Annotated in this window: 14 protein-coding genes and 1 pseudogene; 3 read left to right on the top strand and 12 right to left on the bottom strand. The window is 48.3% G+C overall.

What is annotated here, in order from left to right; genetic code table 11:
- Position 1: 1 nt before the first annotated feature.
- The 12 genes and pseudogenes from QSJ47_RS01750 to QSJ47_RS01695 form a co-directional block, all read right to left on the bottom strand.
- Positions 2-1,504 (bottom strand): complex I subunit 4 family protein, encoded by a 1,503-nt coding sequence (locus QSJ47_RS01750; protein ID WP_285602223.1) that lies wholly within the window; start codon positions 1,502-1,504, stop codon positions 2-4.
- A gap of 1 nt (position 1,505) precedes the next feature.
- Positions 1,506-3,350 carry an NADH-quinone oxidoreductase subunit L gene (gene nuoL, locus QSJ47_RS01745; RefSeq protein WP_285602359.1) on the bottom strand — a complete coding sequence of 615 codons (1,845 nt, stop codon included), beginning with the start codon at positions 3,348-3,350 and terminating at the stop codon, positions 1,506-1,508.
- 13 nt (positions 3,351-3,363) lie between these two features.
- Positions 3,364-3,666, bottom strand: coding sequence for an NADH-quinone oxidoreductase subunit NuoK (gene nuoK / locus QSJ47_RS01740; RefSeq protein ID WP_285602222.1), 303 nt, complete (start codon positions 3,664-3,666; stop codon positions 3,364-3,366).
- Complete coding sequence (locus QSJ47_RS01735) at positions 3,666-4,190, bottom strand: NADH-quinone oxidoreductase subunit J (RefSeq protein ID WP_285602221.1); 525 nt, start codon at positions 4,188-4,190, stop codon at positions 3,666-3,668. The genes nuoK and QSJ47_RS01735 overlap by 1 nt, the downstream gene beginning before the upstream one ends.
- 276 nt (positions 4,191-4,466) lie before the next feature.
- Positions 4,467-5,043: pseudogene (nuoI, locus tag QSJ47_RS01730) on the bottom strand (NADH-quinone oxidoreductase subunit NuoI); the annotation flags it as partial.
- Positions 5,044-5,047: 4 nt separating this feature from the next.
- Positions 5,048-6,040: an NADH-quinone oxidoreductase subunit NuoH gene (gene nuoH, locus QSJ47_RS01725; protein ID WP_221272009.1), complete on the bottom strand. Its 993-nt coding sequence runs from the start codon at positions 6,038-6,040 to the stop codon at positions 5,048-5,050.
- On the bottom strand, positions 6,037-8,430 hold the full coding sequence (locus QSJ47_RS01720) for an NADH-quinone oxidoreductase subunit G (protein ID WP_285602220.1): 2,394 nt from the start codon (positions 8,428-8,430) through the stop codon (positions 6,037-6,039). Before QSJ47_RS01720 ends, nuoH begins: the two co-directional genes overlap by 4 nt.
- The gene (locus tag QSJ47_RS01715; protein WP_285602219.1) at positions 8,418-8,672 is read right to left on the bottom strand and encodes an NADH-ubiquinone oxidoreductase subunit E family protein; all 255 of its coding nucleotides are present in this window, start codon (positions 8,670-8,672) and stop codon (positions 8,418-8,420) included. Before QSJ47_RS01715 ends, QSJ47_RS01720 begins: the two co-directional genes overlap by 13 nt.
- Positions 8,669-9,898, bottom strand: a complete 1,230-nt coding sequence (gene nuoD, locus QSJ47_RS01710) for an NADH dehydrogenase (quinone) subunit D (protein ID WP_221272007.1) — start codon at positions 9,896-9,898, stop codon at positions 8,669-8,671. The genes QSJ47_RS01715 and nuoD overlap by 4 nt, the downstream gene beginning before the upstream one ends.
- Positions 9,898-10,695, bottom strand: coding sequence for an NADH-quinone oxidoreductase subunit C (locus QSJ47_RS01705; protein WP_221272006.1), 798 nt, complete (start codon positions 10,693-10,695; stop codon positions 9,898-9,900). Before QSJ47_RS01705 ends, nuoD begins: the two co-directional genes overlap by 1 nt.
- Positions 10,696-10,704: 9 nt before the next feature.
- Positions 10,705-11,214 (bottom strand): NuoB/complex I 20 kDa subunit family protein, encoded by a 510-nt coding sequence (locus QSJ47_RS01700; RefSeq protein WP_221272005.1) that lies wholly within the window; start codon positions 11,212-11,214, stop codon positions 10,705-10,707.
- Positions 11,196-11,588: an NAD(P)H-quinone oxidoreductase subunit 3 gene (locus QSJ47_RS01695; protein WP_221272004.1), complete on the bottom strand. Its 393-nt coding sequence runs from the start codon at positions 11,586-11,588 to the stop codon at positions 11,196-11,198. The genes QSJ47_RS01700 and QSJ47_RS01695 overlap by 19 nt, the downstream gene beginning before the upstream one ends.
- 188 nt (positions 11,589-11,776) lie before the next feature.
- On the opposite strand from QSJ47_RS01695, the gene QSJ47_RS01690 reads away from it, so the two are divergent.
- The 3 genes from QSJ47_RS01690 (at position 11,777) to QSJ47_RS01680 (ending at position 14,555) form a co-directional block, all read left to right on the top strand.
- Entirely contained in the window at positions 11,777-12,544 is a 768-nt protein-coding gene (locus QSJ47_RS01690) for a PP-loop family protein (RefSeq protein ID WP_221272003.1), read from the top strand.
- Positions 12,545-13,726, top strand: a complete 1,182-nt coding sequence (locus QSJ47_RS01685) for a TerC/Alx family metal homeostasis membrane protein (protein ID WP_221272002.1) — start codon at positions 12,545-12,547, stop codon at positions 13,724-13,726.
- A gap of 82 nt (positions 13,727-13,808) precedes the next feature.
- Positions 13,809-14,555, top strand: a complete 747-nt coding sequence (locus tag QSJ47_RS01680; protein ID WP_285602218.1) for an outer membrane protein — start codon at positions 13,809-13,811, stop codon at positions 14,553-14,555.
- Positions 14,556-14,560: the final 5 nt, after the last annotated feature.

Here is a 14,560-nt window from a genome sequence, read left to right as displayed (position 1 = left end):
CTTAGGCATTGATGCGCCCTTGTAGGCTTTCTAAGAGCACTTGCACGCTTTGCTCAATGGGAGCAAGCAGCGGTTTAGGGTAAATGCCTAAAAAGAGCACCGCCGCCACCAAGAGAGCCAACACACTTTTTTCGCTGCAGGTTAGGGGGGTCAGGGCTTTGGCTTTTTTAAGGGTATAGAAGCCTTGCGGCTCTGCACCATAGAACACCTTTTTATACAACACTAGCATATAAATAGCGGATAAAATAATGGTCGTCCCCGCTAAAAACGCTATAAACGGAGAGCTTTTAAAAAAGCCAAGTAGGCTTAAAAACTCACCCACAAAGCCGCTTGTAAGGGGCATGCCCACATTGGCTAAGAGAAGCACCATGAAAAACGCCGCATACGCCGGCATAGAGTGTGCCACGCCCTTAAAGGCGACAATCTTGCTAGAATTGCAGCGATCCAAGAGCACCCCCACCAAGATAAACAGCCCGGCACTCACTAGCCCGTGCGAGAACATGGTAAAGACAGCACCCCCCACGCCCTCGACATTCAAGGCGTAAAGCCCAAGCAAAGCCACGCCCATATGCGACATGGAGCTGTAGGCAATCAAGCGTTTCATTTCTTTTTGTGCGCTCGCCAAAAGCCCGCCATACAGCACCATTAAGAGGGCTAAGACGCTTAGGGGCAAGAAGTAATGCAAGATGACATTAGGGAATAGGGGGAGTAAGAAGCGCACCATCGCATAAGTCCCCATTTTTAAAAGCAAGGCAGAGAGCACCGCCGAGCCGATGACGGGGGCGTTGCCATAGGCGTAGGGCAGCCAATTATGGAGGGGGAAAATGGGGATTTTCACCGCAATGCCGACAAAGAAGGCGATAAACACCCATAAACGCTCTTTAGGGGGCAAGACTACGCTGTTAAAGGTTTCTAAATCAAAGTTAAAGGGGGTTTCAAGCGCGAGGCTACACGCATGGGCGTAGTAGAGAATGGCTAAGAGCATAAATAACGAAGCCAAAAAGGTGTAAAGGAAAAATTTAAGCCCCGAATAGACCTTAGGCCCCACGCCGTAACGCCCAATCATGTAAAGCACGGGCAAGAGCGACACCTCCCAAAAGACATAAAAGAAAATGAGATTAAGGGAAGTGAAAACCCCCATTAAAATCCCCTCTAAGAGCAAGATACAAATGAGCATGTCTTTTATGTGCTGACTCACATACAGAGCGAGCAAGAATAAAATGAAGGCGGTCAGCACCAATAGGATTAAAGAAATCCCATCCACGCCTACATGGTAGTTGATCCCTGCTTGCTTGACAAGGTCGGCAAACTCTTCAAATTGCAACACCCCCGTGTCCTTGTCAAAGAGCACCCACAGCCCCACAACAAGGGCGAGCTCAAGGGCGGTTACCAACACCCCATAGGGCTTGGCGTGCTTTTCGCTCAAGCCAAAAATGGGCAAACACGCCACAATGGGGAAGAAAATCAACACGCTTAAAAAGTGGTGCGGCAAAAGTGCGTCCATACTAACTCCAAAAACTTAACATTGTAACAAAGACAATCACCACCACCCCAAAAGCCATAAGGCGTAGTGCTCCGCTCAAATTGCCGCTTTGTAGGGGGGTTAGCATTTGCCCGATTAAAGTGGGGATTTTGGCAATGGTATCCACAAAGGCATCGAGCATACGCACTTCAATTTTACGCCACACCCAAAAGGCAAGGCTTAAAAACGCCTTAGAGATCGCCCCATACAGAGCCGGGATATAGTATTGGTTTAAAAGCAGGCGGTAGAAAAAGCCGCCTTCTTTATTGCCAAAGCCCTTTTTATACTTTTGCACGGCGTAAGCAATGGAGAGCAACACCCCAATGGTGGTGAGAGCCAATAAGAGCAATTTAGGCACGGGGTAATCGGCAAAAGAAGGCACTTTGATCGCTTGGGAAACAAAATGAAAAAACCCATGCTCAAAAAAGCCCGCCACCACCGCTAAAATCGCTAAGGGGAGCATCGCCCATAACATAAAGCTAGGGGCTTCGTGGGGGTGCTCGATTGTATGCACTTTGGGGGCAAAGAACACGAGCATTAAGAGCCTAAAACTATAAAAGGCGGTGAAAAGCGCGCCTACGAGTAGAGCTAAGAAGAGCCCGTGGTGTCCTGTAGCAAAGGCGACTTCTAGGATTTTATCCTTAGAGAAAAAGCCAGCAAAGGGGTAGAGCCCACACAGGGCTAGCGAAGCAAGCCCCATTAAAATGGCGGTGGTTTTTAAAGGCTTATACAGCCCGCCCATTTTGCTGATGTCTAGCTCATCGTGCATGGCGTGCATGACATTGCCCGCCCCCAAGAACAGCAAGGCTTTAAAAAAGGCGTGGGTGAAAAGGTGAAACAAGGCAATCCAGTAAGCCCCAAGCCCTGCACCCACGAACATATAACCCAGCTGTGAGAGCGTGGAGTACGCCACAATGCGTTTTAAATCTTTATTCACTAACGCCATGCTGGCCCCAAAGAGTGCCACAAACGCCCCCAAGCAGGCAATACCATAGCCCAATTCAGGCAAGGCACTATACAAGGGGTGGGCGCGAATGACTAGATACACCCCAGCGGTAACCATAGTGGCGGCGTGGATTAAAGCGGATACAGGTGTGGGCCCCTCCATCGCATTGGCTAGCCAAGTGTGTAGGGGGAACTGGGCGGATTTACCCACCGCCCCAATGAAGAGCAAGAGCCCGATACAAAAGAGCGTGTGCGGATTAGTGTTTGCGATATTGGCAAAAACCACGCTGTATTGCAATGAGCCAAAAGTCCATTGCACCAGCAAAATCCCCATGAGCATGCCTAAATCGGCGATGCGGTTCATCACAAAGGCTTCAATGGACGCATTGTTGGCACTCTCTTTATGATACCAAAAGCCAATGAGTAAATAAGAGCAAAGCCCCACGCCCTCCCAGCCCACAAACAGCCCCAAGAAGTTATCGCTAAGCACCAAGACAAGCATAGAAAAGACAAAGCCAGAGAGATAGCTAAAGTAGCGGTTATAGCCCTTGTCGTGTAGCATATAGCCGATTGAATACACATGCACCAAGAAGGACACTAAAGTAACCACCACAATCATCACAGCACCAATAGAGTCTAGCCCAAAAGAAAACTTGACGCTAAAGCCCCCGAGCGTGATCCAGTCAAACAACACTGCTTGTACGCTTTGGTGGTGTAGGCTTAAATTCAATAAATACAACGCCCCTAAAAAGGACAGCCCCAGCAGGCTAGAATTAACCACCCCCACTTGCACGCTTTTAGGGCAAGTGCCAAAAAGCCCGGCATAAACAGCCCCCAGCAAGGGCAAGAGCAACACCGCCTCCAACACCAAAGACGCACACATGCTCTCTTGCATACTAGCCCCTCATGCGTGCTAGAGTGTCTATGTCTAGGCTTTTGTGTTTTCTATGCCACAAAATCACAAGCCCTAGCCCCACCGCCACTTCTGCCGCCGCCACCGCGATCATAAACAGGGCGAAAATCTGCCCGTCTATGTTTTTTAGGGCGTGGGCGGTTGCCACAAAGGCGACATTGATGGCATTTAGCATGATTTCTGTAGAGAAAAAGAGCATTAAGATATTCTTGCGTCTTAGCATGCCAAAGAGCCCTACGCTAAAGAGCAGAGCCGAAAAGACTAAATAATGCGACAGGGTAACCATCAATGATCCTTTGTAGGGCTTTTTTTAAGGGCACTTGCCATCGCCCCGACTAGAGCGACTAAGAGCATGAACGCCCCCACTTCAAAGGCGACTAGGTATTTGGTGAAAAGCACATACCCAACGAGCTTGGTGTTTGAAGTGTTTAAGTCGGGGTTTAAGCTCTCTTGTAGGCTGTGGGCGTAATGCGAGATGAAGGGCGCGCCTAAAAGTGCCACCAGCACTAGGGCTAGGGCAATGGCAAGCAGGGCAGGGATTTTAGGGGCGTGTTTTCTCTCTTGCACCTCTTTGGACGCATTCAAAAAGAGCATGCCAAAGGCGTACATCACCACCACCGCCCCCACATAGACTAAGATTTGCACCACGCCTAAAAACTCAGCGTCCAAGAGAAAGAAAAAGGCGGACACAAACACCATCGCGGCGGCTAGAGAAGTCATGGCGTATAAAATATTCGTGGTTGTTACCACCACAAACGCCATGCCTAAAGTCAAAGCAGCGAAGAAGTAAAAGGCAAGGGTTTCAAGCATGGCTCTCCTCCTTCTCTTTTTTCTCTTTACCCTCTGTTGCCCCCTCTTTATTCTCTTGTGTCTCTTGTGCTTCTTTAGTGGCTTGTGCCTCTTTTGCCTCTTTAGCTCCAGCTTCCTTCGTCTCTTTTACCCCCTCTTTTTTCTCTTGCACGCCTTTAGCCTCAGCCTCCCCTTTTACCTCTCCCTTCACTTCTTTTACCTCTTTGGCTTCTTTTGTTTTTTTAGCCTCCTCTTTTTTGCCCTCATCTTTGGTCTCTTCTTCTCTCTCTTCTTTTAGGGCGTAATCTAGGGGGGTTTGGGCTAAGCGTTCATTAGCGTTTGTGCTAGGCGCACCAAAGCCCATGAACTCTTGGTGGGTATGGTTTTTGGCACTTTCTATGTCGGTTAGAAACTCTGCCTTGCCTCCAAATTGGGAGCGTTGCACGCTGCTGTTTTCAAAGCGTTGCCCCATCACAATGGCAAGCTCGGGGCAAACCTCCGCACACAATCCGCAATAAATGCAGCGTCCTAAATTGATGGTGTAGCTGTCTATGTATTTTCTCTCGTCCTCGCCCTTGTGGGTGATGATACGGATGCAATTACTCGTGCAAATCTTTTCACACAATCCACAGCCGATACACCGCTCACTGCCCGACTCCAAAAGCCTTTGTAGGTGATGCACTGCCCTATATCTAGGGCTTAAGGGCAACACCTCCATAGGGTAGTGTATGGTAACTTCTTTGCTGAAAAACTCTTTAATGGTGAGCCCCAAGCCCTTAAACAACTCTAGCCCAAAGCTGGTTTTGAGCGTGTCTAAGAGTTTGGGGCTTGGCTTCTTGGGGTCTAGCCACTTGTAGTTTTGTCCCACAAGCACCTCCTTAAAAAAGTAAAATGACTAGCCCAGTGGCTAGGATATTGACTAGGGCTAAAGGGAGCATGATCTTCCAACACAAACGCATGAGCTGGTCGGGGCGGACATGGGGGAAGGTCGCTCGCGCCCACATGGATAAAAACACAAAGAAACAGACTTTAATCAAAATTGCAATCCCCCCCGGGATAAAGCCCCACGCATTGTAACCCCCAAAGAAAATGAGAGAAATCACAAAGCAAAAGGCGAATAAATGGGCGTATTCGGCTAAGAAAAACATGCCCCAACGCAAGCCACTATACTCCGTGCAAAAGCCCGCCACGATCTCCGCCTCGTGCTCTAGTAAGTCGAAAGGGGTGCGGTTTAACTCGGCATAGCTAGAAATTAAGAATAAAAAGAAGGCTAAGGGCTGTTTAAACACTAACCAGTGCAACATGCCCCCCTCTTGGTATTGGTTGATTTCTACTAAAGAGAGCGAGCCTACTACCATAATAGGGGCTAAAATCGTTAAAGTACTCACCACTTCAAAGCTTAAAAGCTGTATGGTCGCCCTTGCCGCCCCGATTAAAGAATACTTGCTGTTAGACGCAAGCCCGGCTAAAAGGGGGGCGTAAATGCTCGCTGAGCCCACCGCTAAGAAAAACAAAAGCCCGACATTAATGTCGGAGATGATGGGCTTAATGGTGTGCCCGAAGACTTTAAAGTCGCCAAAGAAAGGGATGGGTGCCATGCTCACAAAGGCACTCACCATCGCAATCACGGGAGCGATAGAGAAAATCAAGCGGTTGGCATGTTGGGGGATAATGTCCTCTTTGGTGAAAAGCTTGATCGCATCGGCGATCACTTGTAACAGCCCAAAGGGGCCCACATAAGTAGGGCCTAAACGCCTTTGAAAATAAGCCAAGACTTTGCGTTCTAAATAAGTCCCAAACGCCCCTAGCCCAGAGAACACTAGCACCACCACTAAGATTTTAATGATGGTTTCTACAATTTCAGCACTCATGCACGCTCCCACTCTAAAGTTTCAAAGGGGCTAGCAAACACCCCTTCAGTGTCTAGGCTAGGGCTTGCCATAAACACGCTGCTTTTTAGGCTGTGATCGATATACACCTTGCCTGTGAGTGTATGCCCCTCTCTTTTTAGGCTAATGGTTGTGCCCTCCTCTAGCCCCAAACTCTCTAAATGTGCCTTAGAAGTGTAAATGCCCTCTTTGAGCTGTAGGTTTTGGCTCTTTAGGGTGTGGGTGTTAAACTGCGTCTCGGCAAATTGCAAATAGGTGTTAAACTCGCGGACACTCTCTAGGGGGCTTATGGCTTGGCTTTCTTCTGTGCTTTCTTTGGGGCTTGTGTTAAGTTTATAGCCCCTGTGGTTGCTCTTGTCATTGGCGTAAAAGTTTGTCAAATCATCATACGCCACGCCTAAAAAGCCCTTTTCTGTAGGCAATTCGTGGGTGTATTCGGCTAGCGTTTCGCCATAAAAGCCAAAATGCTGGGCAATGTCGGCAAAGTCTAGCCCCTCATAGGCTAGAGCCGGGCGAAGGGCAAGCACCCGACCCTCCAAATTCACCATGCTCGCCTCCATTTGTGAGAAGCTTGGCAAAATAAAATCCACGGGGTTTTGGGCGACTCCATCGCTATCCACGCAATCGCTATCGATCACAAAATCCCCTTTAGTCCGCACGCCTACGCTAGGACTAGCTTTGCTGTCCTTTTCTAAAGTGCAAAGCGACACAATGCCTAGAGCATTGGCACTTGGGGGGATTAAAAAGATTTTAAGCTTGTCTAGCTTGCTTGCCTCTTGCAACATTAAAGCGATATTTCTAGCTTTAGGGTGGGTGTAAATTTCAGGCCCGATTAACAAAGACACGCTAGCGGCTTTCTCTAACAAGCCCTTAATCTTTTCAAAGGTGGGGCTGTCTAACTTCACACTTTCTAGCATGGCATAAACAGGGGGTTTTGGCGCGGCTTTTTTAGGCTCTGCCTTTGCCTCGCCCTCTGCATTTTCTGCACCCTCTGCAACTTCTACAGGCTCAGGCTCTGGCTCAATAAGGGCACTATCTTTTAGACTCTGCAAGCTCGGGCTACTCACGCCCAAAGCCATTAAAAACGCCCCTAAAATGATCTCCTCCGCCCCCACAGCGTGGCACACGCTCACCACGCTACGGCTGATTTTCTCTACGCTCAAATCCTCTAGGGGGTGGGCGTAAATAAGGCTCGTGCCTTTATTCACTTTAAGCGTGTTTGCTATGGCGTATCTCAGTAGGGGGGCTTCGTTTTTCAGCCTTGAGCCCAAAGAAAGCACACAGCTAGACTTTTTCAAATCTGCCAAATCGTGCCACACGGGGTTAAAGGTGTTTAAAAACTCTTGAAAAGCGTAAAGTTTGTCGTTATGGATTTGAAAGCCACAAATGCGACGCATTTGCTCGATTAAATACGCCTCTTCGTTTGTGATATCCCCCCCCACATACACCGCCTTCGCCTCTTTGAACTTCTGCACCGCTTGTTCTATGTTGTTACTCCCCCCCCTTGAAGCGTGCAAGTCAAAAGCAAACCGCCCCGCCCCACAAATGGGGTTGTGGTAAAAGTCGTTGCCGACTCTAAAGATTTTTTGCTCTTCGCCCAAAGTGTCGAAGTGGCGGACTTGGTAATCCAACAAGCACCCTGCCGCACAATGCATGCAAGTTGAATCGATGTGCTTTAACTCCCACGCATTGGCTTTGTAGCTAAAGTCCTTATAGACAATCGCCCCCACCGGGCACACCGCAATACACTCCCCACAATCATAGCAAGGCGTGTCGCCCACAAAGGCGATCATGCCCTTTTGTTTGCGGCTCCAAACGCTAAAGGGGTCTTTTGGCATGCTCTCTTTGAATTTGTCGGGGGCGTGTAAATTCGCCTTGCTCGCCTTCAAATTGCTATCGCCTATGTTGTCGCTGCAAGTGGTAACACAGCGTTCGCACATGATGCATAAATTCGGGTCGTAGGACGCTTGCGCCCAAAAGGCAAAGGGTTTTAAATCGTCCCTCACGCTAAAGGGTTGCCGATCCACTAGGGTTCTATGCGTCATGTCTTGCAACTCGCACTCCCCGCTTTTGTCGCACACCCCACACTCTAGGGGGTGATTGACATCGTAGGTTTGCATGATCATTTGGCGTTCTGCCACTAGGGCGGGGGTCATCGTGGCGACTTTGGTGTTTGCCTTCGGTTTGGTGTTGCACGCATAAACCCTTTTGCCCTCCACCTCCACCATACACATTTTGCAAGCCACTGTTGGCGAGCACCCGCTCAAATAGCAAATGGCGGGAATATACACGCCGGCACTCCTTGCCGCCTCTAGGATTGTCTGCCCCTCGCTAAATTCTACTTGTTGCCCGTCTATTTCTATGCTTGGCATGCATTTGCCCTTTTCACCACTAAAGTCCAATCCACCCGATTAAAACGCAATGAGTTCATCAAAATATCCCCCCGATCTCTAATCGCCTCTGCACTCTGCTCCACAATGCCAAAATCCACCACTTCAAACATGAAAATCGCCACCTCCCCGGGGCTAACGCTTTTATCTAAAATCACTCCCATGCGTTCAATCACCACGCCATTAGGCTCATTTCTTAAATGCCTCAAGTCAAAGCGTTTCATCGATCCACCTCCCCAAAGACGGCATTGCTTGAGCCAATGATCGTTACAGCGTCTGCTAGATACTGCCCCACTAAAATATCTTGCATCGAGCCTATGTGAAAAAAGCTCGGGGCACGGATTTTTAAGCGGTAGGGGTAGGGCTCGCCCTGTGAGTGGATAAAAAAGCCTAATTCGCCTTTGGGCGACTCGGTGGGGGCATACACCTCGCCTCTTGGCGGACGCATGCCTTGCGTTACTAGGACGAAGTGTTGCATTAAGGCGTAATTTTGGCTCATGATGTCCTCTTTGGGGGCGCTGAAGTATTGCGGGGCATGTGCCATTATGCTAGGCTCTGTGGGGGCGTACATGGGGATTAATTGCTCTAAAATGCGTAAGGACTCTAAAATCTCAAGCATGTAGAGTTGATAGCGATCGTAACTATCCCCATAATTGCCTACGGGTATGTCAAAGTCTAGCTCAGGGTAAAGCTCATAGGGCTCTTCTTTACGCACATCATAGGCGATCCCAGTGCCCCTTAACATGATCCCACTCGCCCCCCACGATTTGGCTTGCTCTTTGGTGATTGTGCCGACATTTTCTAAGCGGGCTTTCCAAATGCGGTTGCTATCTAACAAGCCGCCCACAAGTTTATGCAAATCCCTCACTTCTTGCATGAATTTTTTAAGCCCCTCAAGCCAGTTAGGGGGCAAGTCTAAGGGCACGCCCCCGATTCTAATGGCGTTGTGTGTGAGCCTTGCGCCACAATAATCCTCCATCAAATCCAGCCCATATTCACGGGTTTTAAAGCAATACAAAAACACAGACATCGCCCCGACATCTAAGGCATGCACGCTTAAAAAGAAAATGTGCGAGATCACACGATTAAGCTCTAAAAGCAAAGTGCGGATCACTTGGGCACGCCTAGGGATTGTAACGCCTAAAAGCATCTCTACCGCATGGGCGAAAGCGTAGTTATTGCTCGTAGAAGAAGTGTAGTCTAGGCGGTCGGTGGTGGGCATATACTCGTTATAGGTCATGTTCTCGCCCAGCTTTTCACAGCCTCGATGCAAGTAGCCGATCTCGGGTGTGGCTTTGGTGATTTTCTCGCCCTCTAGCTCTAAAATGAGACGCAACTGCCCGTGTGAAGACGGGTGTTGGGGACCAAAGTTAATCACCATTTGCTTATCGTCTCTCTCAAACAAGACATTTTCAAATTGCGGTTTGAGTTTGGTGAAAATCTGTGCCATTAGGGGCGATCCTTTAACTCTGTGGGCTCTTGGCTGTGTAGGTCTTTGACGAACGCCGACTTTTCAAAGGCGTATTTGCCCGCCTTGTCCTCTAGGGGCAAGCCTTTTTCTTGCGTGTGCCCCACTTTAGAGAAGTTGAAGGTGTCCTTTTCATCTACCCTTGCACTATCCCTTTGCTCAGGACCTATGATTTCTCTATACTCTTTGCCAAAAATCTTATCCACCTCATACCATGCGGCATGTTCATCGCCTTTGAGCGGATAGGATTTTAAAAGGGGGTGTCCCACCCAATCATCGGGCATTAAAATGCGTTTTAAATGTTTATGCCCCTCAAAGACAATGCCAAACATGTCATATGCCTCCCTTTCGCTCCACACAGCCGAGCGGTATAAGTGGCTTAAAGTGGGGGGGTTGTCGCCTTTTTTCAACACCGCTTTTAGGCGTAATCGGCGTTTGGTGGCATAGCCGGGCAGGTAGGATAAAAACTGATAAAACAGCTCAAACTCCCCCCTTTTTTCTAAAAAGTCGATCGCACTCATTTCGCTTAAAGATTCATAGCCCAAATTCTTTAATCGTTCAGCGACTTTATCCACTTCGCTAACTTCGATCACAAACACCGCTGTGCCTAGCTCAATGAAGCTTGCTAGCACCTTGTGGTAGTAGCTGATATGGTTGTAAATCACTTCATAGGGCGAGCCGATAATGGCAACTTTGGGCGTTTTAGGCACGACATAGAAGCGATCGGAGTAATGGACTTGCTTTTGGATATTGGCGTTAGGGCGTTGTTTTCTAACCATATGAAGCCTTTAGACTAAGCGTTTCGTGTTGGTTTCAGGCAACGCCTTTTGGCGGCGGATTTTATCCTGCAGCACCATTAAGGCGTATTGCAGGGTTTCAGGGCGGGGGGCACAGCCGGGCAGGTAAATATCCACAGGGATCACCCGATCCACCCCCTGCACGGTGGCGTAAGTGTTAAACATCCCCCCCGTGTTGGCACAAGAGCCCATAGAGATCACCCATTTAGGCTCGGGCATTTGGTCGTAAAGCCGCCTTGTAAATTCGGCGTGCTTTTTGGTAAGCGTGCCAGCGATAATCATCACATCCGATTGTCTAGGCGAAGCCCTAAAGATCGTGCCAAAGCGATCAAAGTCAAAACGCGAACCCCCCGTTGCCATCATCTCAATCGCACAGCACGCCAGCCCATAAGTCAAAGGCCATAATGAGTTGCTACGCCCCCAATTCAACAACTTATCTAGCGTTGTCAAGGCAATGGGTAGCCCCCCGTTTTTTAAATAACTCACTGCATGCTGTGCCATTCTAGCGCTCCTCTCTTTAGGGCATAAACAAAGCCCACCACCAACAAGAAAATAAAACTTGCCATCTCAAAAAAGCCCAAAAAGCCCAATTCTTTAAAATCCAAAGCCCAAGGGAACATAAACACAATCTCCACATCAAAGAGGATGAACAACACCGCCATCGCATAGAATTGATGGCTCAAGCGGTTTTGTTGCTTTAAAGCGAGCGGACCGCACTCATAGGCGGCAAGTTTTAACTTCTCGTTTTGCTTGCGCGCCAACTTGCGGCTGATGAACCTTTGTATCCGCAAAGTCCAATTAAAGACTAGAAAACTAAAGACTAGTAAAACAAACGCCCCAAAGTAGGGGTGCTCGGCGACATTTTCTACGCCCATCGTCATCTCCCACAAACTAAGATAAACCAAAGCATTAAACCCAACTATTAAACCCAACTATTAAAGCATATTTTCATTAATCCTAACTTTTGGCAAGAGGATAAATGGAGGTAAGTGTGTCGTTTTGTGCTATAATGCCCCTTTCTTGCCCCATACTTTGCGGTGCAAACCATTGATAGGGACAGCCAATGTACACAATCAGTAAAAAAATCTTAAATGTCGTGGGGCGTACAAACGCCGCTTACAATCTCATCAGCGAAGGCGATAAAGTGCTTGTGGGGCTTAGTGGGGGCAAGGATTCGATTTTGCTCTCTTGCATTCTAGCACGCATGCAAGCGCATGCCCCCTTTGACTTCAGTTTTAAAGCCACCACCGTGCATTATGGGCTGAATGAAGATTTGGCGTGGCTTACTAAGCTCTGTGCTGAACAAAACATCCCCCATGAAATCCTACACACCAACATCGCCCAAACGATTAGAGAGAAACGGCGGGAGCAAAGCTCTTACTGCAGTTTCTGCTCGCGTATGCGCCGTGGGGTGCTTTATAATTACGCCTTAGAGAATGGCTTTAACAAACTTGCCATCGCCCACCATTTAGACGATGCTGTGGAGAGTTTTTTCATGAACTTCACTTACAACGGCAGTTTGCGTAGCATGCCCCCCATTTATAAGGCAGAAAATGGGCTATTTGTGATCCGCCCTTTAATCCACATAAGAGAACGCCAAAGCATCGACTTTGTCAAATCCCAAAACATCCCCACCGCCCCCGATTGCAACTGCCCGGCTAAACAACCCGACTCGGACAAGCCCCCCATTGCACGGCTTGCTACTAAGAATTTTTTAAAAGAAATGGAGCAGAACAACCCTCGTCTTTTTACATCGCTCAAAAACGCCTTTTGCAACTTGCACGCCAATAGCTTTAGCGATCACGCCTTTTTGGACGCACAGGGGGCGTAAATGGGGCTTGATTTAATCGTTTTCTTGCTTTTCATGGCTTTGGCGTTGTTGATTGACTTTAAGGCACACAGCCAAGACAAGGCTATGGGGCTAAAAAGTGCCATAGGGTGGTCGCTCTTTTGGGTCGCCACCGCCCTGCTCTTTGCTGCCTATTTGTATTGGCATGACGGCTCTGTTAGTATGTCGCTCTTTTTAACGGGCTATGTGTTAGAAAAAGCCTTGTCTGTGGATAATCTCTTTGTGATGATGGCGATTTTTGCGTGGTTTAAAGTACCCGAGATTTACCGCCATAGAGTGCTTTACTATGGCATCATCGGGGCGATCGTCTTTAGGCTCATTTTTGTGCTGGTGGGCAGTGGTCTTATGCACCTATCCGCCTATGTAGAAATTATCTTTGGCTTGCTGGTGGGCTATAGCTGTGTGGTGATGGTGAAAAACCAAGATAAAGAGGAGAGCGAGGGCGAAGAGGACTACTCCAAACACCTAGCCTACCGCCTTGTTTATAAGTTTTTCCCCGTCTATCCTAAGCTAGTCGGGCATGATTTTTTCATCAAAAAAGAGCAATTAAGCACTTTAGAACAAGATTTAAAGGGGCAGGAGGCAAGCGCGCTGCACCACCAAAGCGCCTTTGCCAAGGCTAAGATTATCGCCACGCCTTTGTTTTTATGCCTTGCGGTGATTGAACTTAGCGATGTGATGTTTGCCTTTGATAGTGTGCCGGCGGTGATTGCCGTGAGTAAAGAGCCCTTGATTATTTATAGTGCGATGATGTTTGCCATTTTGGGGCTTAGAAGTTTGTATTTTGTGCTTGAGGTGCTCAAAGGGCATTTGATCTACCTAGAAAAAAGCGTGATTGTGGTTTTAGCCTTCATCAGCTTAAAACTCATCTTAGCCGCCACCGATCAGCTCTTTGGCGTGGGTGTGGACATTAGCCCCACCATCAGCCTTTACATCGTGCTAGGCGTGCTGGGAGCGGGTGTGCTCTTGAGCCTATTCAAGGGCAAAGAAGAAAGTGTCCCTAACACCCAAAATAGCCCCGATCAATTTGAAGAGCCAAGCACCCAAGCACCCAAACAAGGAGTGGCGGACTTCATCAACGCAAGGCTCAACAACTGCGAGCACAAACTGCAAGAGCTCGAAGATCGGGTCAGCAGACTTGAAGGAGGGCAAAATAAGCCCTAAAATGGACTTAGTGGGTTAAAGTAGAGCCGATAGGGTTAAATTTTGCTAGAATAGTGTTCTTATTCCATAGTAAGGAGTTTGCTTGTTTAAAAAAGTGGTTTGCCAAATGGTGGGCTTTGGAGCTCTCTTGGGTTGCTTGCCTTTAGAGGCAGCTAAAGATGGTTGGTATGTGCAAGCGGGGGTGGATTACGCCCACGCAGCGGGGTCGAGCGCGACACGCACCCCTAACAGCACTTCTTCAAGTCCTTGGTCTGGAAATCTAGGTGGAGTAGACTTTGTGGGTGGTTACAAACAATTCTTTGGCAAAAAAAGGCATTGGGGTGTGCGCTACTATGGGCTCATCAATTTACAAGGCGGAGGTTTCTCACAAAAAATGGGGAATAAATACCCCACACAAGGACCCGTGGGGAATTTCTTCTATGGTGTGGGTATAGATGCGCTTTGGACTTTCTACCACAACAAGGGAAGTGAGTTTGGGGTCTTTGTGGGCATGGCAGTTGGAGGGAGCAGCTGGGCTTTAGGGGCAGGTAAGGCTAATGATGTATGCCAGACACGAGTGAATGGCGTTAATTGTGTGAGCACAAGCAATTTTTACTTCCAACAAGCCATTGGAAACCCAAGTGTCGTCTATTCTCCCACCTTTGTGCAGTGGATGTTTAACTTTGGGATGCGGGCTAACCTCGGGGCACATAATGGCATTGAAGTGGGCTTTAGAGTCCCTGCTATTAACGATCCCTATTACACACAAACCAAGGGCGACACCTCCACCTTCACCTATTCTTTTAGACGGGTGATTGATTTATACGCCAACTATGTCTATAACTTTTAAAAAGG

The sequence above is a fragment of the Helicobacter sp. NHP22-001 genome, assembly GCF_030270165.1.
In the GTDB taxonomy this organism is placed as follows: domain Bacteria; phylum Campylobacterota; class Campylobacteria; order Campylobacterales; family Helicobacteraceae; genus Helicobacter; species Helicobacter gastrofelis.
The sequence above is the reverse complement of the archived record's forward strand: the minus strand, read 5'-3'. Positions and strand labels throughout refer to the sequence as shown.